Raw genomic sequence first — 21,009 nt, 5'->3', positions numbered from 1 at the left:
GTCCTTTCGAAAGGCGGAACCGAACCGGATCCAGGCTACCGCGCCCCGGCGGGCGAACCGGCCGTGCCCGCCTTCCAGGCCACCGCGACCGACTTGGTGAACCTCTTGTACGTCCCGCTGTCGGGGTTCAGGTACCAGGTGCGGACGGTGGGAACCGGCAGTCCCCGTTCGCGCAGCCCGTCGGCCGCCGGCCGATAGGACGGCCCCAACGGGATGTCGTGCACGATGTGCACCAGATCCGGCCGTTCGTCGAGCGCGATCGCGTCGAACGCCACGGTGATCTCCGCCGCCGTCGGTGCCCGGTTGCCCCGCAACGTGCACGCGGCCACCGCGATGTCGCGCCCGCCCACCGAGATCCCGTAGGCGACGGCGAGGTCGACGCGCGGGATCGCTTCGAGGACGTCGGTCACGCTCTGGGTGAACACCGGACCGTGGAAGGTGGGGATCACCGTCCGTCGGCTGTCGAGCAGCCAGAAGTCGCCGTCGGCGTCGCGCCGGAACAGGTTGTCGGTGGGCACCCACACGTCGCCCGGTTCGAACACGCCGCGCATGACACCGGTGAGCGCCGAGGCAGCGGGGCCGGGTTTGCCGAGCAGCAGCCCGACCTCACCGACCTGCGCCTCCCGCACGAACCCACGGTCGTCCTCGACGAGTCGGCCCGCGCCGGCGTCGTAGGCGGCGAGCCGCACGTCGGCGCTGCCGGGCAACGGCCGGCCCTTCGAGCCGATCTTCGAACCGGAGACGTTCGCGAGCACGACGTTGCCTTCGGTCGAGGCGTAGAACTCGAGTACCCGCGCCGGCTGGAACCTGTCGAGCGTGCGGCGCCACAACCCCGGGGGCATGCCGGAGCCGATGAACAACCGGATGGGATGGATGGCATCGATGTGCAGCGAGGGGCTGTCGAGCACCTCGCGCATCATCGACCAGGTGTAGGTGACGACGGTGACGCCGTAGCGGTGTACCTCGTCGCTGAACAGTGACGGGTTCAGCCCACGGGACAACGCGATACGCGCCCCGCCCGCCAGCGCGCCACCGAAACTGACCAGAAGGCCCGACGAATGGTGCAGCGGCGCAAGACAATACATCGTGTCTCCGCGACCGAGCGAGGCGGCGGTCGCCGTACCGAAGGCCGACAGCGCCCACCGGTAGTTGGTGACCCGCCGCACCGCGAGCGTGTCGCCGCTGCCGGAGAAGAGGACGAACGCGAGCTCTCGGGCGAGACCGGGATCGGGGACGTACCACCCCGGCAATTGCACCGACGAGATGTCGAGTCGTTCGAGATCGACGACGTCGGTGCCGGGTTCGATGTCGAGGTCGCGGACGTCGCCACCGCCGAGCACGAGCACGGGCAGACCGGCCACCACGGCCGCATCGAGGTTCTCCGGATCGGCGACGATCTTCTCGACACCGCCGAGGCGCACGGCCTCCGCGACGTCCGGTCCGGGCGGGATCAACACCGAGACGCCTCCGAGGCGGGAGATCGCGGCGACCGCCGCCATAGCACTCGGGCGGACGTCCATGAGGACTCCGACGTGCATCGCGGGACGGATACCGTTGTCGACGAGGCCGAGGACGATGTTGTCGATTCGTCGGTTGACGGCGTCGAAGGTGTAGACGCGATCCTCGAAGATGAAGCACTCACGCTTCGGCGACTTGCGGCCGATCTCGGCGAGCAGACCTCCGACGGAGATGCGGGTGCGCGACTGGATCTGTCCGAGCCGCGCGAGCCGGGGCAACGCGCGTGCGGCCTCACCGGTGAGGTCGCGTGCGCCGCGGACGGCGCCGACGGCGATCCCTGCGACTCCCTTACCGAAGTCCGTTCCCACATCGGCGAGGGTCGCGACGGTGTGCGTGATGCGGGATGCGACCGAGACGCCGGTGCCCTCGTCCTTCGGATCGGGCACGACCATCGGCGCGATACCGACGGGACGATCACCGACTCCCTCGCGCCACTGCACCCATTCGCCGACGGACGGCCACGTCTGCTGACCGGCAATGCTGCCCACCACGAGCCCGAAATGCCCTGCACGTAAGGTGTATTCGTAGACCTCGGCACGGGGTGCCGCTCTGCGGATGCCGCGCACGGCGAGCGGTTGCCCGATGTCGTCGACCTCGCCGACGAACGCGAGGACGGGACAGGTGATCTCGGCGAGGCTCACCGCCCGGTCGTTGATGACGAATCCTCCGCTCACCATGCGGTTGTGAGCGATGAACTGGCGCAGTACCTCGGCGACCGCCGGACCGGACCACGCCACCCATCCTTCCGTGTCGAGAAACCGGCGTTGCGGCTCCCGCGGCAGCAGCGCCTCCCGGTCGTGGAGCTGGAGGAGAAAGTCGATGCGTGATCGCACGGTCTTGACCGGATCGAGCAACTGGAAGCCCGTCCGCGCCATCCACCCGGTGATCGCGAGCCGGTTGAAGACGTGGTCGGCGAGGAAGTCCGCGGAGTGGGTCGCGACGATCTCGGGAATCCCGAAGGGCAGCGCGGCGAGGGTATCGACGGGGCTGCCGAAGGTGATCAGGCTCGCGATGCCGCGGCTGCGCCGGTACGCGGCAACCTGATAGCAGAACATTCCGCCCTGCGAGTATCCACCGAGGTGGACGTCGCGGCCGGTGTAGGCGCGCACGCAGTCGACGATCTCGTCGAGGGCGAGGAGGTGATCGGTGAGGGTGCGTTTCCAGCCGCCCTCCTCCTGGTCCGGCGAGCCGAAGTCCACGACCCACGGGTCGAGACCCGCTTCGTGCAGGGTGCCGACGGCGCCGGCGTCACGGGTGACGTCGTACACCTCGGCGGACACCATCATGGGCGGCACGAGGACGATCGGAATGCCCGTGGAGGCGGTGTCCGATTCGGGGAAGTACCGGCGGAGCCGGTACATGGAGGTGCGTTCGACGACCTGGTACGGCGAGGACGATCGGCCGGGTTCGAGGCCACCGAACCGCAGGACTTCGAGACCGTTCTGGGCGGTGGCGACGAGCCGTCGCACCGATTCGGTCACTACATCGGCGTCCAGTCCCACGGTCCGCTCCCCTTCTCGACGATGTATCCGCACCGGCCCCCGGCACCTGCGGTTCTACACCGGTACCCGCTGCATGCCGAGAGTATGTGCCAGCCTGCCACACCACCGTGACCGTCCCGGGCAACTCGGGGCGCGCCCGGGACGGCAGGTGTGTCAGCCGCGGACCCAGCCGCGCAGCTGCACCGCGGCGTCGCGCACACGGCCGAGCTGCTCGGCGACCCGCACACCGGCGGTACCACCGCGCGCGTCGCGCGAGGCGATCGAGCCTTCGACGGTGAGCACGTCCCGCACCTGCGGGGTCAGTGCCGGATCGACACCGGCCAGCTCGTCGTCCGTGAGGTCCTCGAGGCCCACCCGACGGCCTTCGGCGACCCGCACGCACGCACCGGCCGCCTCGTGGGCGACGCGGAACGGCACGCCCTGCCGGACCATCCACTCGGCGATGTCGGTCGCGAGGGTGAATCCGGCGGGAGCGAGTTCGGCCATGCGCTCGGTGTGGAAGGTCAGCGTCGAGACGAGACCGGCGATCGCCGGAAGCAGCAGCTCCAGTTGCGCGACGGAGTCGAAGACCGGCTCCTTGTCCTCCTGCAGGTCGCGGTTGTAGGCCAGCGGCTGCGCCTTGAGCGTGGCCAGCAGACCGGTGAGGTTGCCGATGAGGCGACCGGCCTTACCGCGGGTGAGTTCGGAGACGTCCGGGTTCTTCTTCTGCGGCATGATCGACGACCCCGTCGACCACTCGTCCGCGAGGGTGACGTACCCGAACTCGGGGGTGCTCCACAGGATGACCTCCTCCGCCATACGGGAGAGGTCGACGGCGATCTGCGCGAAGACGAAGGCCGCCTCCGCCGCGAAGTCGCGAGCGCTGGTCGCGTCGATGGAGTTGTCGGCCGCGGAGTCGAAGCCCAGGTCCGCCGCGATCGCCTCGGGGTCGAGACCGAGCGACGATCCGGCCAGCGCACCCGAACCGTACGGCGACACCGCCGCGCGCTTGTCGAAGTCGCGTAGCCGGTCGACGTTGCGGAGCAGCGGGTGCGCGTGGGCCAGCAGGTGGTGTGCGAGCAACACGGGCTGCGCCGCCTGCAGATGCGTCTTGCCCGGCATCACGGCATCGGGGTGGGCCGCGGCCTGACCGGCGATCGCTTCCACCACGTCGAGGACACCGTCGGCGATGCGCCGCGCGCTGTCGCGCAGCCACATCCGGAACAGGGTCGCGACCTGGTCGTTGCGGGAGCGGCCCGCGCGGAGCCGGCCACCGACCTCGGGACCGACCCGCTCGATGAGTCCCCGTTCGAGCGCGCCGTGCACGTCCTCGTCGGACTCGGCGGGACCGAACGCACCCGAGGCCACATCGGCGGCAAGGCGGTCGAGGCCGTCGAGCATCGTGGCGAGGTCGTCGTCGGTGAGGAGTCCGGCGCGGTGCAGGACCTTGGCGTGGGCCTGCGAGGCGCGCACGTCGTACGGGGCCAGGGCCCAGTCGAAGTGCGTGGACTTGCTCAGCGCCGCCATGGCGGCGGCCGGTCCGGATGCGAACCGGCCGCCCCACAGGGCACCTTCGTTGGTGCCGTGAGCCGTCATGACTACAGGCCCAGATCGCGCTTCGCGGCGACCTTCGAGGACAGGCCGTGGATCTGGACGAAGCCCTTGGCGTTGGACTGGTCGAAGCTGTCGCCCTCGTCGTAGGTGGCGAGGTTGAAGTCGTACAGCGACTCGGGGCTGCGACGTCCGTTGACGGTGATGTGGCCGCCGTGGAAGACCATGCGGATGTCGCCGGTGACGCGTTCCTGGGTGTTCTTGATGAAGGCGTCGAGGGCGGTCTTCAGCGGGGAGAACCACAGGCCGTCGTACACCAGCTCGCTCCAGCGCTCCTCCACGCGCCGCTTGTAGCGGCCGAGTTCGCGCTCGAGGGTGACGTGCTCGAGTTCCTGGTGTGCGGTGATGAGGGCGATGGCGCCGGGGGCCTCGTAGATCTCGCGGCTCTTGATGCCGACGAGGCGGTCCTCGACCATGTCGAGGCGGCCCACGCCTTGGGCGCCGGCACGACGGTTGAGTTCCTGGATGGCCTCGAGGACGGTGACGTGCTTGCCGTCGATGGCGACCGGGCGGCCGGCCTCGAAGCTGACGATCAGCTCGTCGGGAGCCTGCCAGTGGGCGGTGGGGTCCTCGGTGTAGTCGTAGACGTCCTTGGTGGGGGCGTTCCACAGGTCCTCGAGGAAGCCGGTCTCGACGGCGCGGCCCCACACGTTCTGGTCGATGGAGAACGGCGAGCGCTTGGTGACGTTGATGGGCAGGCTGTGCTCCTCGGCGAAGGCGATGGCCTTCTCGCGGGTCCAGGCGTAGTCGCGGACCGGTGCGATGACCTGGAGGTCGGGGGCGAGGGCACCGAAGCCGACCTCGAAGCGGACCTGGTCGTTGCCCTTGCCGGTGCAGCCGTGGGAGACGATGGTGCCGCCGTGCTCGCGGGCGGCCTGCACGATGTGCTTGACGATCAGCGGGCGGCTGATGGCCGAGACCAGCGGGTAGCGATCCATGTAGAGCGCGTTGGCCTGGACGGTGGGCAGGCAGTACTCGTTGGCGAACTCGTCCTTGGCGTCGACGACGATCGATTCGACGGCACCGCAGTCGAGGGCGCGCTGACGCACGACCTCCATGTCCTCGCCACCCTGGCCGAGGTCGATGGCGACGGCGACGACCTCCTTGCCGGTCTCCTTGCCGATCCAGCTGATGGCGACGGAGGTGTCCAGCCCGCCCGAATAGGCGAGTACGACGCGTTCGGCCATTGTCTTTGTGCTCCTTTGTATTTCGACGTGCGTCTATGAGTGGTAGGTCAGGTGAGTGATTCGATTTTCGCGGCCAGTTCGGCTCCCGTCGTCGGTTCGCGGGCGATGACCGCGATGGTGTCGTCGCCGGCGATCGTTCCGACCACCTCGGGTAATGATGCCCGATCGAGTGCACTGGCCAGATAGTGCGCTGCCCCCGGCGGGGTGCGCAGCACGGCGATGTTGCCGCTCGAGTCCGTCGACACCAGGAGTTCGCCGAGCAGCCGGGACAGGCGGTCGGTGCCGCCGGTCACGCCGCGCACGGGGCTGCCGTCCTCCGGGACGACGTACACCCCCGCTCCCCCGTCGGCCGCGCGGAGTTTGACGGCGCCGAGTTCCTCGAGGTCGCGGGAGAGGGTGGCGGTGGACACCTCGATGCCGTCCGCGGCTAGCAGAGCGGCGAGTTCGGTGTGGCTGCGCACGGGGTGCGCGGCGAGCAGAGCGACGATGCGGGCCTGCCGCGCCGCGCGCGTCGGTGCGCTCGCCGCGCTGTCCGCATGGTTCGCCGCCGTGCTCACGGTCAGCTCCGGCTCTGCTCGAGCAGCCACACGAGCAGGGCCTTCTGTGCGTGCAGGCGGTTCTCGGCCTCGTCCCACACCACCGAACGCGGCCCGTCGATGACCTCGGCGGTGATCTCCTTGCCGCGGTAGGCGGGCAGGCAGTGCAGCACGATCGAGTCGGTGTCGGCGAGGGAGACGAGTTCGTCGTTCAGCTGGAACGGCCGGAAGGGGGCTTCGCGGTCCTTGCCGTCGTCTTCCTGCCCCATCGACACCCAGGTGTCGGTGACGAGCACGTCGGCGTCGGCGGCTCCGGCCCGCGGGTCGTCGGTGACGGTGACGCTGCCGCCGGTCTGCTCGGCCCGCGCGCGGGTGGCGGCGACGACCTGCGGGTCGGGCGTGAACCCGGCCGGGGACGCGATGGTCACGTGCATGCCGGCGGTGACGCCGCCGAGCATGAGCGAGTGCGCCATGTTGTTCGCACCGTCACCGAAGTAGGTCATGCGCAACCCCGCGGTGCTGCCCTTGCGTTCGCGGACTGTCTGCAGGTCGGCGAGGACCTGGCAGGGGTGGAAGGTGTCGGTGAGTGCGTTGACGACGGGCACGGTGGAGTGCGCAGCGAGCGTCTCGATGCGGTCCTGGCCGTAGGTGCGCCACACCACTGCTTCGGTGAACCGGGAGAACATCCGGGCGGTGTCCTCGAGGGTTTCGCCCTTGCCGATCTGGGTGGCGCCGGTGTCGACGACGATGGCGTGGCCGCCGAGCTGGGCGATGCCGGCGTCGAAGGAGAAGCGGGTGCGGGTGGAGGTCTTGTCGAACAGCACGGCGACACTGAGGGGGCCTTCGAGGGGGCGGCGGGACAGCGGCGCCTTCTTGAGTTCGGCGGCGAGTTCGAGCACCTCGGTCTGTTCGGCCGGGGTGAGGTCGTCGTCGCGCAGGAAGTGACGAAGCACGGGTCAGTTCCCTTCCTGGTCGGCGGTGTCGAGGATCGCGGGGAGCGCCGTCACGAAGGTCTCGGCCTGCTGTTCGGTGAGGATCAGCGGGGGCGCGAGACGGATCACCTCGGGGGCGGCGGCGTTGACGAGGAAACCGGCCTCGCGGGCGGCGGTTTCGACGGCCGGTGCCTTCGCGGCGGTGAGGACGACACCGAGGAGCAGCCCCGAACCGCGCACGTGCGACACGAGCGGATGCGCGAGTTCCTCGATGCCGGCGGCGAGGGTCTTGCCGACAGCGTTCACGTGGTCGAGCAGGCCCTGCTCGTCGATGGTGCGGAGCACCGCGAGGGCGGCCGCGGCACACACCGGGTTGCCGCCGAAGGTGGTGCCGTGCTTGCCGGGCTGGAACAGCTCGGCGGCCCGGCCGGTCGCGAGGACGGCGCCGATGGGCAGACCACCACCGAGCCCCTTGGCGAGGGTGATCACGTCGGGGGTGATTCCCGCCGCCTGGTGGGCGAAGAAGGTACCGGTGCGGGCGATGCCGGTCTGGACCTCGTCGAGCACGAGCAGGGCGCCGCGTTCGGTGGTGAGGCGGCGCGCGCCGGCGAGATAGCCCTCGGGCGGGACGACGACGCCGGACTCGCCCATGATCGGTTCGAGGAAGACGGCGGCGGTGTTCTCGTCGATCGCGGCATCGAGCGCGTCGAGATCGCCGTAGGGCACGAACTCGACGCCGGCAGGCATCGGTTCGAAGGGCGCGCGCTTGTCGGGCTGGCCGGTGAGGGCGAGCGCGCCCATGGTGCGGCCGTGGAAGGCCTTCTCGCACGCGACGATCTTCGGCCGTCCGGTGAGCCGAGCGATCTTGAACGCCGCCTCGTTGGCCTCGGTGCCGGAGTTGCAGAAGAAGGCGCGGCCCTCGTGGCCGAAATGCGCGAGAAGTTTCTCGGCGAGTTCGAGCACCGGCGGTGAGGCGTACAGGTTCGACACGTGGCCGAGCTGGTTCAACTGGGCGGTCACGGCCTCGATGATCGCCGGGTGACGGTGGCCGAGGCTGTTGACGGCGATGCCGCCGAGCAGGTCGAGGTACTGCTTGCCGTCGGCGTCGGTGAGCACGGCGCCGTCACCGGCGACCAGGGCGACCTTGGGCACGCCGTAGTTGTTCATCAGCGAACCCGCCCAGCGCTGCTGGAGGTCGGACGTGCCGGTCATGCGGGGCCTTCCTTCTCGGAGGCCGGCACCACCATGGTGCCGATGCCTTCTTCGGTGAACAGTTCGAGGAGCACGGAGTGCGGTCGGCGCCCGTCGATGACGTGCGCGGTGGGCACTCCGCCCTGCACGGCGCGCAGGCACGCCTCCATCTTGGGGACCATGCCGGAGTCGAGCGACGGCAACAGCGCGGTGAGGGCGTCGGCGTCGATCCGGGAGGTGAGCGAGCCGCGGTCGGGCCAGTTCGTGTAGAGGCCTTCGACGTCGGTGAGCACGACCAGCTTCTCCGCGCCGAGCGCTTCGGCCAGGGCGGCCGCGGCGGTGTCGGCGTTGATGTTGTGCACCACGCCGTCGGCGTCGGGCGCGATCGTGGAGACGACAGGGATGCGGCCGGCGGCGATGAGGTCGAGCACCGCGCCGGGATCGACGCTGGTCACATCACCGACAAGACCGATGTCGGTGTCCTCGCCGGCGACGACGACCGTGCGGCGGGTCGCGGTGAACAGTCCGGCGTCCTCACCGGAGGTGCCGACGGCGTAGGGACCGTGGCTGTTGATCAGACCGACGAGTTCGCGTCCGACCTGTCCGAAGAGCACCATCCGCACGACGTCCATGACCTCGGGGGTGGTGACGCGGAAGCCGCCGCGGAACTCGCCTTCGAGGCCGAGTCGCTTCAGCATGGCGTTGATCTGCGGACCACCACCGTGGACCACGACGGGGTGGATGCCGACGGTGCGCAGGAACGCCATGTCGGCGGCGAAGGCGGACTTGAGGGTGTCGTCGATCATGGCGTTGCCGCCGTACTTGACGACGACGATCTTGTCACGGAACTTCTGCAGCCACGGCAGGGCCTCGGCGAGGACGAACGCCTTCTGGTGCGAGGTGAGGTCGGCGATCAGTGAGTCGGTCACGTCGTCTCCTGTGCTCGTGCCGGTCACGACGAGTACGCCGAGTTCTCTTCGACGTAGGCGTGCGAGAGGTCGGTGGTGCGGATGGACACCTGCGCGTCGCCGAGACCGAGGTCGATGTCGAGGGCGATGTCGGCGGCAGACAGGTCGACCTCGCGGGCGCCGGGGGCACCGACGCCGTCGATGCACACGGGATTGCCGTTGAACGACACCGCGATCTTGTCGGGGTCGAGTTCGATCGGGGCGATGCCGATGGCGGCGAGGACGCGGCCCCAGTTGGGATCGGAGCCGAACAGAGCGGTCTTGACGAGGCTGTCGCGGGCGACGGTGCGGGCACCGACGAGGGCGTCGGATTCGCTGACGGCGCCGCGGACGGTGACGGTGACGCGCTTGGTGACGCCTTCGGCGTCGGCCATCATCTGCTCGGCGAGGTCGTCGCACACGGCGAGGACGGCGGCGTTCAGGTCGTCCTGGCCCGGGGTGATCCCGCTGGCGCCGGAGGCCAGCAGCAGCACGGTGTCGTTGGTGGAGGTCGCGCCGTCGACGTCGAGGCGGTCGAAGGTGAGCCGGGACGCGTGGCGCAGCGCGGCATCGAGCTGCTCGGCAGTGGCGACGGCGTCGGTGGTGACCACGCACAGCATGGTCGCCAGGGCGGGGGCGAGCATGCCGGCACCCTTGGCCATGCCGCCGACGTTCCACTTGTCGGCGTGGTGCAGGGCGGCCTGCTTGGGCACGGTGTCGGTGGTCATGATGGCGTAGGCGGCGTCGGTGCCGCCGGAGATGCCGCCGGCGAGTTCGTGCACGATCTCCTGCACGCCGGACAAGACCTTGTCCATCGGTAGGCGGTCGCCGATCAAGCCGGTCGAGCACACGGCGACCTCACCGGCCCCGGTCTCGGTGCCCCAGTTGCTCAGAGCGTCGGCCACGGCCTCGGCGGTGGCGTGGGTGTCCTGGAAACCGCCGGCGCCGGTGCACGCGTTGGCGCCACCGGAGTTGAGGATCACCGCGCGCAGGCTGCCCGACTTCAGGACCTGCTGGGACCACAGGACGGGGGCGGCCTTGACCTTGTTGGTGGTGAAGACGCCGGCGGCGGTGAGTTCGGGCCCTTCGTTGACGACGAGCGCGAGGTCCTGCCTGCCGGAGATCTTGATGCCCGCGGGGATGCCGGCGGCCCGGAATCCGGCGGGGCTGGTGACGCCCTGGCTGCGGATCAGGCGTCCCCCGGCGATCTCGGTGGCGCCGGTGTAGACGTCGTCTGCGTACTTGTTCTCGGTCACGGGGCCACTCCCACGGTGGACAGGCCGGCGGTCTCGGGCAGACCGAGCGCCAGGTTCATCGATTGCACGGCGGCACCGGCGGTGCCCTTGGTGAGGTTGTCGAGCGCGGCGATCACGACGAGCAGGCCCGCATCGGTGTCGACGGTGACGGCGATCTGGACGGCGTTCGAGCCGACCACCGCCCCGGTGGTGGGCAGCGCGCCCTCCGGCAGCAGCTGCACGAAGGGTTCGTCGGCGTACGCCTTCTCGTAGACGGCACGCGCCTCGACGGCAGTCACCGTGGTCGGTGCGGTGCAGGTCGCGAGGATGCCGCGGGGCATGGGAGCGAGGACCGGGGTGAACGAGACCTTCACGTCGGTGCCGGCGAGGGCGGACAGGTTCTGCTTGATCTCCGGGGTGTGGCGGTGGGCGCCGCCGATGCCGTAGGCGCGGACCGAGCCCATGACCTCGGAGCCGAGGAGGTCGACCTTCGGGGACTTCCCGGCCCCGGAGGTGCCGGAGACCGCCACGACCTGCACGACGGGTTCGACGATGCCGGCGGCGACGGCCGGGGCGAGGGCGAGTGAGGCGGAGGTCGGATAGCAACCGGGGACCGCGATGCGGGTGGCGCCGACGAGGGCGTCGCGCTTGCCGGGCAGCTCGGGCATGCCGTAGGGCCAGGTGCCGGCGTGATCGCTGCCGTACCAGCGCTGCCAGTCGGCGGCGTTCTCGAGCCGGAAGTCGGCGCCGCAATCGATCACGACGGTGGTGTCGGGCAGCTGCTCGGCGATCACGGCGGAGTGGCCGTGCGGAAGGCCGAGGAAGACGACGTCGTGCCCGAGCAGGGTGTCGATGTCGGTGGCGCCGAGCACGCGGTCGGCGAGCGGCAGCAGATGGGGGTGGAACTCACGCAGGGTGGCGCCGGCGTTACCTCCGGCGGTGAGGGCGCCGATGACGAGGGACCCGTCCTGGTAGCCGGGATGGCCGAGAAGCAGGCGCAGGATCTCGCCGCCCGCGTAGCCGCTGGCGCCGGCCACGGCGACCCGTAGCGGCGACTCGGGGGTGGCGGTGAAGTCCGGTGAAGTACCCATACGAATGATTATGCACTCTCATGCAAATCGTTTCATACCGGGTGTCCCTTTCGGGAGGATTCACTCCGACCGCATCGACCGTCGGATCTCCGCGAGCCGGTCGGCAGCGGCCGCCTTACGGTCCTCGTACTGCTCGTCGAGCGTGCGACCCACGCCGGTCGCGTGAGCGAGTTCCTCGGCGCCGAGCGCGGTCGCCGAGCGCTGCTCGATCTTCTCACGCACCGACTCGAAGGTCGGCACCCCGTCCGCGGTGTAGCCGGTGATCTCCTCGATCGTGGGAGCACGGACCCCGCTGTCGACAACTCCGGTGTCGACGACTCCCGGGTCGACGATCTCGGCGTCGTGAACCTGCACAGCGTGCGGATTCGCGGCATCGCGCGGGGTCACGTCGGGATCGGGGCTCGGTTCCGGGTCGATCGGCGGCACGTCCGGGATGTCCGGGCCCGGCGGCACATCCGGCACGGTCGGCGTCTCCGGCCCGGCCGGAGTCACGTCGGGGACGGGCTGCTCCGGTCTGTCGGGCTCCTCCGGTGACGGCATCCGGCCGGCTTCGTCCTTGTTCATGCATCCAGGCTACGTCGCCCGGCTCCCGCTGCGTCCTGTTCGGCGCGCGCCCGGCGGAAGTCGTCGACGGAGGTGTCGAGGGCGATGCCGAGCATGATCGCGGCGAGCACGACGTTGAGTACGACGAGCGAACCGGAGTCGAAGGAGAGCGTGGCGTCGTCGACATTCACCGCGCGCCCGCCGCGCTCGTCGGCGTGAGGGCTTCGTGGACCGCGCGGGTCTGCTTGCGCAGCGCGGTACGGTAGGCGTCCTTGTTGACGTAGTAGGCCATCCGGCCGAGTTTCAGGTAGCGGTAGCCGCCGGTGAGATCCGGGGGCGAGGCGGCCAGCGCCGCGCGCCACCGCTCGGCCGCTGCCGGGTCGGCGTCGGCGAGGCGGATCGCGGCGGCGGCAAGTTCGGCCTGTTCGTAGCGTCCCTGCCAGCCCAGCCCGGACGACTCGACCATGCCGAGGACGAACAGGTCCGGGAACCGGCGGCTGATCATGTTCAGCAGCAGGTCGGGGGCGTGGCCGCGCCAGTCGAGAAGGTCGCGGTCCACGAAGGGGTAGTCGAGGACGTAGCCGGTGGCGTGCACGATCATGTCGTACTCGGCGGCGGAGCCATCCCGGAACCGGACCTCGGCGCCGTCGTAGCGCTCGATGTCGGGCCGGACCTGCACGTCCCCGTGACCGAGATGGTGCAGGATCAGTGAGTTGACCACCGGGTGCGATTCATAGAGGCGGTGGTCGGGGGCCGGCAGCCCGAATCGGGTGGGGTCGCCGGTGAACTGGCGCAGCAGCAGCGCGTCGAGACGTTGCTTGATCGGCGCCGGAAGCGGCCGTCCGCGGGTGAGGGTGTCGGCGGGGCGCCCGAACAGGTACTTGGGGACGAAGTGGTAGCCGCGGCGCACGCTCAGATCCACAGACCTGGCGTGATGGACGGCGTCGACGGCGATGTCGCAGCCGCTGTTGCCGGCGCCCACGATCAGCACCCGCTTGCCGCGGAAGATCGCCGCGTCCTTGTAGGCACTGGTATGCAGGATCTCGCCGTCGAATGCGCCGGGGATCGACGGGTGGTTCGGCGTGGCGAGGGTGCCGTTGGCGACCACGACCCCGCGGTAGAGCTCGGTGGTCTCGGTGCCGGTCCGGTCCGTGGCGGTCACCCGCCACCGGTCGTCGTCAGGTTCGACGCGGGTGACGGTGGTTCCGAAGCGGTAGTGCTCGGGCAACCCGAAGGCGTCGGCGTAGTCCCGGAAATAGCGGGCGAGCGCCGCATGGTCCGGATAGTCCGGCGTCTGCGGCGACATGGGGAACTCGGCGAACTCCGTCGTGGTCTTCGAGGAGATCAGGTGTGCCGACTCGTACACCGTGCTCACCGGATTGGTGATGTCCCACAGCCCCCCGACGGCGCTGTGGGACTCGAAGCCGACGAAGCCGATGCCCTGCCGGGACAGCGCGCGGGCTCCGGCGAGCCCGGATGGGCCCGCCCCGATCAGCGCATACTTCTGCTCCGTCTGCATGATTCGTAGGCTGGCAGGCCCCGCCGATCAGAGACGAATCTTGCAGGATAATGACGAAATGGACGATTCCGAGTACGGAAGTGCGCGATCGATCGATGAAATCGACCTGAGGATAATCAATGCGCTCCAGTGGTCCCCACGTTCCACCTGGGATGCGCTGGCCGGTCCGCTCGGTCTCGACGCCGCCACCCTGGCCCGCCATTGGCGTCGCCTCGAACGCGAACACCTCGCGTGGACGACGATCACTCCGGGCCCGCGCATCCTCGAGCAGGTGACCACCGCGCTCCTCGAGATCACCGTGATGCCCGGCGCGAGGAATTCGGTCAACGAGGCGATGACCGGGCGTCCGCACGCGGTGACCGTCGAGGTGCCGTCCGCGGGGGCAGATCTGCTCGTCACCGCCGCCACCGCAACCTACGAGCAGATGACCCGGCTGGTCGTCGACGACCTGGCCGAGCTGCCGGGTGTCGCGTCGATCCGCACGCACGTGGTCTCGGAGTGGTTCACCGAGGGCGGGGCGTGGCGACTGAACGCGCTCGGCCCGGGCGAGCGCGGGGAACTGACCTCGGCGCCGGGTGCCCGCCGGGCGGGTGAACGTCGCGGACGCACGACGGTCACCGCCACCGACCGGGCGATTCTCTCGGCCCTGGCGGTCGACGGTCGGACCCCGATGCGCACTCTCGCGGAGATCGCCGGTGCCGGCGCGGCGACGGTCAAGCGCCGGGTCGAGGCACTGCTGTCCGCCGAAGTGGTCGGCCTTCGGTGCGAATTCGCTCATCCCGCAGCGGGGTTCGCGGTGCTCGTCACGTTGTGGTGCACGGTGCCCGTCGGACGGCTGACCGCCACCGGGCGGGTGGTGAGCCGGGAACCGGAAGTGCGCAACTGTTTCGCCGTCATCGGCGCCTCGAACCTCGTGGTGCAGGCGTGGTTGCACTCCCCTGCCGACGTTCCCGACTTCGAGGCCCGGGTGCTCGCGCGGTGCCCCGATCTGACGATCCGCGATCGTGTCCTCGTGTTGCGCATCCACAAACTCGCCGGACACGTCCTCGACCGGGCGGGTCGCAAGGTCGCCACGGTCCCGCCCGACGTGTGGCTGCCGGGCGGGGACACGGGCGTCACCTCAGGCGCGTAGCTGCGCGCCGACCGCGGCGGCCGCGGCGGCGACGGCCGCCTCGCGGGCGGCGCTGGCCTCGTCCTCGGTAAGGGTGCGGTCCGGGGCGCGGAAGCGCAGCGCGAACGCGAGCGACTTGCGGTTCTCGCCCAGCTGGGCGCCCTCGTAGACGTCGAACAAGCGGATGTCCTCGAGCAGGTCGCCGCCACCCGAGCGCAGGGCGCTCTCGACATCGGCGGCCGGAACGCTCGCATCGACGACGACCGCGACGTCCTGCAGGACCGCCGGGAACGGCGAGACGATCGGGGCCGGAAGAGATTCCACGATCGGCAAGGCGTCCAGGTCGACTTCGAACGCGCACGTGCGTGCGGGCAGGCCCGCCCGCTCGATCACCGCGGGATGCAGTTCACCGGCGTGACCGACGACGACCCCGTCGACGAGCAGTTCGGCGCAGCGTCCCGGATGCCACGGCAGATACTGCGCGGCGCGGCGCTCGAGACGCACTCCCGCGGCGCGCGCCACGCTCTCCGCGGCGGCGAAGGCGTCGAAGGCATCCGCGGCCCGCCCCGTGCCCCACGGTCCGGCCGGTTCGCGCAGACCGGCGAGCACACCGCCGACGTGGACCGGCTGCTGCGGCAGCGACCCTTCGAGCAGGGCGATCTCGTCGTCGGTGGGACGACGGTCCACCGGCAGCGCGTCGACCGGCTTGGTCTCCGGGGTGGGCTGCACGACCTGCGCGATCGCGTAGAGCGACAGGTCGCGCTGGCCGCGCGAGACGTTGCGGCCGAGGATCTCGAGCAGGCCCGGCAACAGCGTGGTGGCCAGCTCCGGGCGGTCCGACTCGAGGGGGTTGAGCACCGTGGTGGTGACCCGGCGCGGATCGTCGGCATCGAGGCCCCAGGTGTCGAACACGCCCGCCGGCAGGAACACCGGGGCGAGCACCTCGACGTAGCCGTCGTAGGCCAGGGCGCGGGAGACGGCGCGGCGACGCTTCTGTGTGGCCGTCAGGCCGCGACCGGCCGGGGCGGTGGGCAGCACCGACGGGATCTGCTCGAGTCCTTCGAGACGCAGCACCTCCTCGACCAGGTCGGCGGGCTGACGCAGATCGGGACGCCAGGTCGGCGGGGTCACCACGAGCTGGCCGTGACCGTCGTTGCCGACACCGACCTCGACGGTGCAGCCGATCTGCGTGAGGCGGCGGGCGGCGGTGCCGTTCGGGTAGCTCACCCCGGCCACGCGGTCGGGCAGGTCGATGTCCATGCGGATCGTCGGGCTCTCGGTGGGCACGACGATGTCGGTGAGCGTCGGCTCGACCCGGCCACCGGCGATCTCGACGAGCAGGCTCGCGGCCCGGTCGAGCGCGGCGCGGGCCACGGCCGGGTCGACGGTGCGCTCGAAGCGCTTGCCGGCCTCGCTGCTGAGCTTGTGCCGACGGTTGCCGCGGAAGACGGCGAGCGGGTCCCAGGTGGCGGCCTCGAGCAGCACGTCGGTGGTCGAGTCGCTCACCTCGGTGGTGGCGCCGCCCATGATGCCGGCGAGGGAGATCACCCCGGAGTCGTCGGTGATGACGACGTCCTCGGGATCGAGGTCGCGCTCGACACCGTCGAGGGTGGTGAGCTTCTCCCCTGGCCGGGCACGCCGCACGACCAGTTCGCCCTGCAGGGTCGCGGCATCGAAGGCGTGCAGCGGCTGGCCGAGCTCGAGCATGACGTAGTTGGTCACGTCGACCGCGGGCGAGATCGGGCGGACACCGGCGGTGAGCAGGCGACGCTGCATCCACCACGGGGTGACGGCCTTCGGGTCGATGCCGGTGACGCGGCGCGCGACGAACCGGGTCGCGTTCGTCTCGGCGTCGAGCCGGATCGGGTAGGCCTCTCCACCGTCGAACGGCAGCGCCGGCACGGTCGCCGGATCGGCGAACTCGAGGTCGAAACCGCACGCGAGTTCGCGCGTGAGCCCGCGGACGGAGAAGCAGTAACCGCGGTCGGGGGTGATATTGAGCTCGACGAGCGTGTCGCCGAGACCGAGCAGGTCGTTGGCGTCGGTGCCGGGTTCGGCACTGCCCGGTTCGAGCACGAGGATGCCCGAGTGGTCCTTGCCGATGCCCAGTTCGGCCAGTGAGCAGATCATGCCGTCGGAGATGTGCCCGTACGTCTTGCGGGAGGCGATGACGAAGTCGCCCGGGAGCACGGCGCCGGGCAGTGCGGCGACGATGAGGTCGCCCTCGGCGAAGTTGCGGGCGCCGCACACGATGCCGCGCGGTTCGTCCTCACCGACGTCGACCTTGCAGAAGCGGATGGGCTTCTTGAACTCGGTGAGCTCGGTGATCTCCGCGACCCGCCCGACGACGAGGTTGTCGATGCGGCCGAGGGTCTCGACGTCCTCGACCTCGAGTCCGACCCGGACGAATCCCGCGTCGAGTTCCTCGGCGGTGACGTTCCACTCCGGGGTGGCGCGCTGCAGGATCTCGGTCAGCCAGGACTGCGCTACTCGCACTTGTGCTCAGCTCTTTCGTTCGGTCGTCGGTCGATGGAATCGGTGTCGGGAGGCGGCGTCAGAGAGGCCGGGGCTCTCAGCCCTGCACGCCGAACGGCAGGGTGAAGCGCACGTCGCCCTCGACGATGTCGCGCATGTCGGGGATGCCGTTGCGGAACTGCAGGGTGCGTTCGAGACCCATACCGAACGCGAAGCCGGTGTAGACGTCGGGGTCGATGCCCGAGGCCCGGAGCACATTGGGATTGACCATGCCGCAGCCGCCCCATTCGACCCAGCCTGCGCCGCCCTTCTTGTTCGGGAACCACACGTCGACCTCGGCGGACGGTTCGGTGAACGGGAAGTAGTTCGGCCGCATCCGGGTGCGGGTCTCCGGTCCGAACAGTGCCCGCGCGAACGCGTCGAGGGTGCCGCGCAGATGCGCCATGGTCAGGCCCTTGTCCACGGCGAGACCTTCGACCTGCGAGAAAACCGGGGTGTGGGTGGCGTCGAGTTCGTCGGTGCGGAAGGTGCGGCCCGGGCACACGACGTAGATCGGGATGTCGCGGTGCAGCATGGTGCGGACCTGCACGGGCGAGGTGTGGGTGCGCAGCACCTGCCGCGAGCCTTCCGGGGCGATGTGGAAGGTGTCCTGCATGGTGCGCGCCGGGTGGTCGGGCAGGAAGTTCAGTGCGTCGAAGTTGAAGTGCTCGGTCTCGACCTCGGGGCCTTCGGCGACCTCCCAGCCCATCGCGACGAAGACGTCGGCGATCTCGTCCGAGATGATCGAGATCGGGTGGCGGGCGCCGAGCGCGCTGCGGGTCGCAGGCAGGGTGACGTCGACGGCCTCGGCGACGAGGACCGCGGCGTCGCGTTCGGCTTGCAACGCCGCCTTGCGGTCGTCGAAGGCCGCCTGCACGGCGGTGCGGTGCGCGTTGACCCGCTTGCCGGCGTCGGCGCGTTCGTTGCCGGGCAGCGCGCCGAGGGCGCGCTTGGCGAGGGAGATGGGCGCCTTGTCGCCGAGGTGGTCGATCTTCGCCTGGGCGAGCGCGTCGAGGTCGCTCGCAGCGGCGAACGCGTCGATCGCGGACTTCTCGGCGGCGGTGAGCGCATCCTCGGTCAGAGCGCTCGGATCGACTGCCGGCGGGGTGCCGCCCTCTTTCTTGGCCACGACCGGTGCATCTCCTTCTTCGGACGAAACGGGTGATCTCGGTAGGTGCGGTCCGGGCCGGAGTCCGCGGCGCACCGGGGGAAATCCTATGTGATGGGCCGAGCGGCCCGATGTTGCACCCGCGCGCTCGCATACAGGCAGATCGAGGCGGCGGTGGCGAGGTTGAGCGATTCGGCGCGTCCGCGGATGGGGATGCGGACGCGGTGGTCGGCGCGGGCGGCGACCTGCGGGTCGAGCCCGTGGGCCTCGTTGCCGAACAGCCACGCGGTGGGTGCGGCGAGCAGATCGTCGGCGTCGTCGAGGTCGATCTCGCCGTCGGCGGCGGTCGCGAGGATCTGCACGCCGACGTCGGTCAGGGCGGCCAGGACCCGGTCGGTGTCGCGCTCACGGGCGACCGGCAGGTGGAAGATGCTGCCGGCCGAGGAGCGCACGCACTTGCCGTTGTGCGGGTCGACGCTGTCGCCGGCGAGCACCACGGCGTCGGCGCCGACCGCGTCGGACACGCGGATCAGGGTGCCGGCGTTGCCGGGCTCCGCGACGGCGACGGGCACGGCGAGCAGCCGCGACTGCGCGGTCACGGCTTCGGCGAGCGGCACGTCGAGGGTGTCGCACACGGCGACGAGACCGGGAGGGGTGACGGTGTCGGACAGCCGGGCGGCGGCCCGTTCGGTGACGATCCCCACGCGCACACCGCGGCTGCGAGCGTCGTCGACGAGTCGGCCGTAGCGACCGGCGGCGGCCTCGGTGACGAACAACTCGTGCACCCGTGCGGCGGCGAGCGCCTCGGTGACGGAGTTCTCACCCTCGGCGAGGAACCGCCCGGTCTTGCGACGCTCGGCGGTCCGGAGCAGTTTCACAGCAGAAACGACCCGTGGTGTGCGCTCGGTGAGCGTGTCCACGGGTCGTTCCTGGATGTTGTCGTTGCTCAGGGCAGCACTCAGGCAGCCGGAGCGTTGACGTCGGCCGGCAGTGCAGCCTTGGCGACGGCGACGAGACCGGCGAAGGCCTCGGCGTCGGAGACGGCGAGCTCGGCGAGGATCTTGCGGTCGACCTCGACACCGGCGGCCTTCAGGCCCTGGATGAAGCGGTTGTAGGTGATGTCGTTGGCGCGGGCAGCAGCATTGATGCGGCTGATCCACAGCTTGCGGAAATCACCCTTGCGGGCGCGACGGTCGCGGTAGGCGTAGGTCAGCGAGTGAAGCTGCTGCTCCTTGGCCTTGCGGTACAGGCGCGAGCGCTGTCCGCGGTAGCCCTTCGAGGCCTCGAGAATCGAACGACGCTTCTTCTGGGCGTTGACGGCCCTCTTCACGCGTGCCACTGGTTATGTCCTGTCAGAGTTCGGGGGACGAGGTGTCCGTCCCCGGGTGGATCGGTCGGAGAGGCTCAGAGCCCGAGCATGCGCTTGACGCGCGGAGCGTCGGCATCGGCGACGACGGCCTTGCCGTCGAGGCGACGCGTCACCCGCGAGGACTTGTGCTCGAGCAGGTGGCGGCGACCCGCCTTCTGGCGCAGGACCTTTCCGCTACCGGACACCTTGAATCGCTTCGCGGTGCCGCTGTGGGTCTTCGACTTGGGCATGGAGTCCTCAGTTCTTGTCGTGTGCGTACATCGGTGCTCACGGACAGCACCGGATGTGCTGCCTGAGCGGGCTAGTTGCTCGGGGCGTCGCCCGTCTCGGGAGCCGGCGCGGACTCCGTGGTCGGGGCGGCGGAGGCTGCCGGGCGCGGAGCGGCCTGCGCCGGTGCGGCCTGCGCGGCTTCCTGAGCCTTCGCGCGGGTCTTCGCACCCTTGTGCGGGGCCAGCACCATGGTCATGTTCCGGCCGTCCTGCTTCGGACTGGTCTCGATGAAGCCGAGTTCGGCGACATCGGCGCCGAGGCGCTGCAGCAACCGGAATCCGAGTTCGGGGCGCGACTGCTCGCGGCCACGGAACATGATGGTGACCTTGACCTTCGAACCGGCTTCGAGGAAGCGCACGACGTTGCGCTTCTTGGTCTCGTAGTCGTGGTCGTCGATCTTCGGGCGGAGCTTCTGCTCCTTGATCACGGTCTGCTGCTGGTTCTTGCGCGATTCGCGCGCCTTCTGCGCGGCTTCGTACTTGAACTTGCCGTAGTCCATGATCTTGCAGACCGGCGGCCGGGCGTCGGGTGCCACCTCGACGAGGTCGAGGTCGGCTTCGATTGCCAGGCGGAGGGCATCTTCAACACGCACGATTCCGACCTGTTCACCGCCGGGTCCGACGAGTCGGACCTCGGGAACTCGGATGCGTTCGTTGATGCGGGTCTCAGCGCTGATGGGGCCTCCTAGGTAGAGCGGTGTGGTCGGTCTGACCGCACCGCAGCACGTGGCCCTACTCCTCGACAAGAAGACCCCGCTGTGGCGCCGAGGCTCCACGCGGGGTCCGATACCGACCGGTCGGCGGCACCCAGCTCGCGCTGCGTGATCCGCACCGCCCGATGAAGGGC

General features: G+C 70.1%; 19 protein-coding genes. 1 reads left to right on the top strand and 18 read right to left on the bottom strand.

Features of this window, described 5'->3' with window-relative positions; genetic code table 11:
* Positions 1 to 35: 35 nt before the first annotated feature.
* From GON09_RS04160 to GON09_RS04105, 12 genes are all read right to left on the bottom strand, one after another.
* Positions 36 to 3,020 (bottom strand): AMP-binding protein, encoded by a 2,985-nt coding sequence (locus GON09_RS04160; RefSeq protein WP_213930723.1) that lies wholly within the window; start codon positions 3,018 to 3,020, stop codon positions 36 to 38.
* 153 nt (positions 3,021 to 3,173) lie between these two features.
* The gene (gene argH / locus GON09_RS04155) at positions 3,174 to 4,595 is read right to left on the bottom strand and encodes an argininosuccinate lyase (protein ID WP_213930722.1); all 1,422 of its coding nucleotides are present in this window, start codon (positions 4,593 to 4,595) and stop codon (positions 3,174 to 3,176) included.
* 2 nt (positions 4,596 to 4,597) lie between these two features.
* On the bottom strand, positions 4,598 to 5,797 hold the full coding sequence (locus GON09_RS04150; RefSeq protein ID WP_213930721.1) for an argininosuccinate synthase: 1,200 nt from the start codon (positions 5,795 to 5,797) through the stop codon (positions 4,598 to 4,600).
* A 47-nt stretch (positions 5,798 to 5,844) separates the two neighbouring features.
* Positions 5,845 to 6,354 (bottom strand): arginine repressor, encoded by a 510-nt coding sequence (locus tag GON09_RS04145; RefSeq protein ID WP_213930720.1) that lies wholly within the window; start codon positions 6,352 to 6,354, stop codon positions 5,845 to 5,847.
* 2 nt (positions 6,355 to 6,356) lie between these two features.
* Positions 6,357 to 7,286, bottom strand: coding sequence for an ornithine carbamoyltransferase (gene argF / locus GON09_RS04140; protein ID WP_213930719.1), 930 nt, complete (start codon positions 7,284 to 7,286; stop codon positions 6,357 to 6,359).
* Between the two features lie 3 nt (positions 7,287 to 7,289).
* Complete coding sequence (locus tag GON09_RS04135; RefSeq protein ID WP_213930718.1) at positions 7,290 to 8,477, bottom strand: acetylornithine transaminase; 1,188 nt, start codon at positions 8,475 to 8,477, stop codon at positions 7,290 to 7,292.
* Entirely contained in the window at positions 8,474 to 9,412 is a 939-nt protein-coding gene (argB, locus tag GON09_RS04130; RefSeq protein WP_213930717.1) for an acetylglutamate kinase, read from the bottom strand. Before argB ends, GON09_RS04135 begins: the two co-directional genes overlap by 4 nt.
* The gene (argJ, locus tag GON09_RS04125; protein WP_213930716.1) at positions 9,409 to 10,659 is read right to left on the bottom strand and encodes a bifunctional glutamate N-acetyltransferase/amino-acid acetyltransferase ArgJ; all 1,251 of its coding nucleotides are present in this window, start codon (positions 10,657 to 10,659) and stop codon (positions 9,409 to 9,411) included. The genes argB and argJ overlap by 4 nt, the downstream gene beginning before the upstream one ends.
* Positions 10,656 to 11,729 (bottom strand): N-acetyl-gamma-glutamyl-phosphate reductase, encoded by a 1,074-nt coding sequence (argC, locus tag GON09_RS04120; RefSeq protein WP_213930715.1) that lies wholly within the window; start codon positions 11,727 to 11,729, stop codon positions 10,656 to 10,658. Before argC ends, argJ begins: the two co-directional genes overlap by 4 nt.
* A 60-nt stretch (positions 11,730 to 11,789) precedes the next feature.
* The gene (locus GON09_RS04115; protein WP_213930714.1) at positions 11,790 to 12,293 is read right to left on the bottom strand and encodes a PspA/IM30 family protein; all 504 of its coding nucleotides are present in this window, start codon (positions 12,291 to 12,293) and stop codon (positions 11,790 to 11,792) included.
* Entirely contained in the window at positions 12,290 to 12,463 is a 174-nt protein-coding gene (locus GON09_RS04110) for a hypothetical protein (protein WP_244865377.1), read from the bottom strand. Before GON09_RS04110 ends, GON09_RS04115 begins: the two co-directional genes overlap by 4 nt.
* Complete coding sequence (locus GON09_RS04105; RefSeq protein ID WP_213930713.1) at positions 12,460 to 13,791, bottom strand: flavin-containing monooxygenase; 1,332 nt, start codon at positions 13,789 to 13,791, stop codon at positions 12,460 to 12,462. Before GON09_RS04105 ends, GON09_RS04110 begins: the two co-directional genes overlap by 4 nt.
* 58 nt (positions 13,792 to 13,849) lie before the next feature.
* Between GON09_RS04105 and GON09_RS04100 the strand changes: the two genes are divergently transcribed.
* Positions 13,850 to 14,923, top strand: coding sequence for an Lrp/AsnC family transcriptional regulator (locus GON09_RS04100; protein ID WP_213930712.1), 1,074 nt, complete (start codon positions 13,850 to 13,852; stop codon positions 14,921 to 14,923).
* On the opposite strand, the gene pheT is transcribed toward GON09_RS04100, so the two are convergent.
* The 6 genes from pheT to infC form a co-directional block, all read right to left on the bottom strand.
* Positions 14,912 to 17,398 carry a phenylalanine--tRNA ligase subunit beta gene (gene pheT / locus GON09_RS04095; RefSeq protein ID WP_213930711.1) on the bottom strand — a complete coding sequence of 829 codons (2,487 nt, stop codon included), beginning with the start codon at positions 17,396 to 17,398 and terminating at the stop codon, positions 14,912 to 14,914. The two genes, GON09_RS04100 and pheT, sit on opposite strands and share 12 nt — an antisense overlap.
* Before the next feature lie 76 nt (positions 17,399 to 17,474).
* Entirely contained in the window at positions 17,475 to 18,545 is a 1,071-nt protein-coding gene (gene pheS, locus GON09_RS04090; protein WP_213930710.1) for a phenylalanine--tRNA ligase subunit alpha, read from the bottom strand.
* A gap of 86 nt (positions 18,546 to 18,631) precedes the next feature.
* Positions 18,632 to 19,444, bottom strand: a complete 813-nt coding sequence (locus tag GON09_RS04085; RefSeq protein ID WP_213930709.1) for a TrmH family RNA methyltransferase — start codon at positions 19,442 to 19,444, stop codon at positions 18,632 to 18,634.
* A gap of 38 nt (positions 19,445 to 19,482) precedes the next feature.
* Positions 19,483 to 19,863 carry a 50S ribosomal protein L20 gene (gene rplT / locus GON09_RS04080; RefSeq protein WP_006553977.1) on the bottom strand — a complete coding sequence of 127 codons (381 nt, stop codon included), beginning with the start codon at positions 19,861 to 19,863 and terminating at the stop codon, positions 19,483 to 19,485.
* 65 nt (positions 19,864 to 19,928) lie between these two features.
* Positions 19,929 to 20,123, bottom strand: coding sequence for a 50S ribosomal protein L35 (gene rpmI / locus GON09_RS04075; protein WP_006553978.1), 195 nt, complete (start codon positions 20,121 to 20,123; stop codon positions 19,929 to 19,931).
* Positions 20,124 to 20,194: 71 nt separating this feature from the next.
* Positions 20,195 to 20,908, bottom strand: a complete 714-nt coding sequence (gene infC, locus GON09_RS04070) for a translation initiation factor IF-3 (protein ID WP_213930708.1) — start codon at positions 20,906 to 20,908, stop codon at positions 20,195 to 20,197.
* Positions 20,909 to 21,009: the final 101 nt, after the last annotated feature.

The sequence above is a fragment of the Rhodococcus sp. B50 genome (assembly GCF_013602415.1).
Classification (GTDB): Bacteria; Actinomycetota; Actinomycetes; order Mycobacteriales; family Mycobacteriaceae; genus Rhodococcus.
Note: the sequence above shows the minus strand (reverse complement) of the source record. Positions and strands in the feature narration are given on the sequence as shown.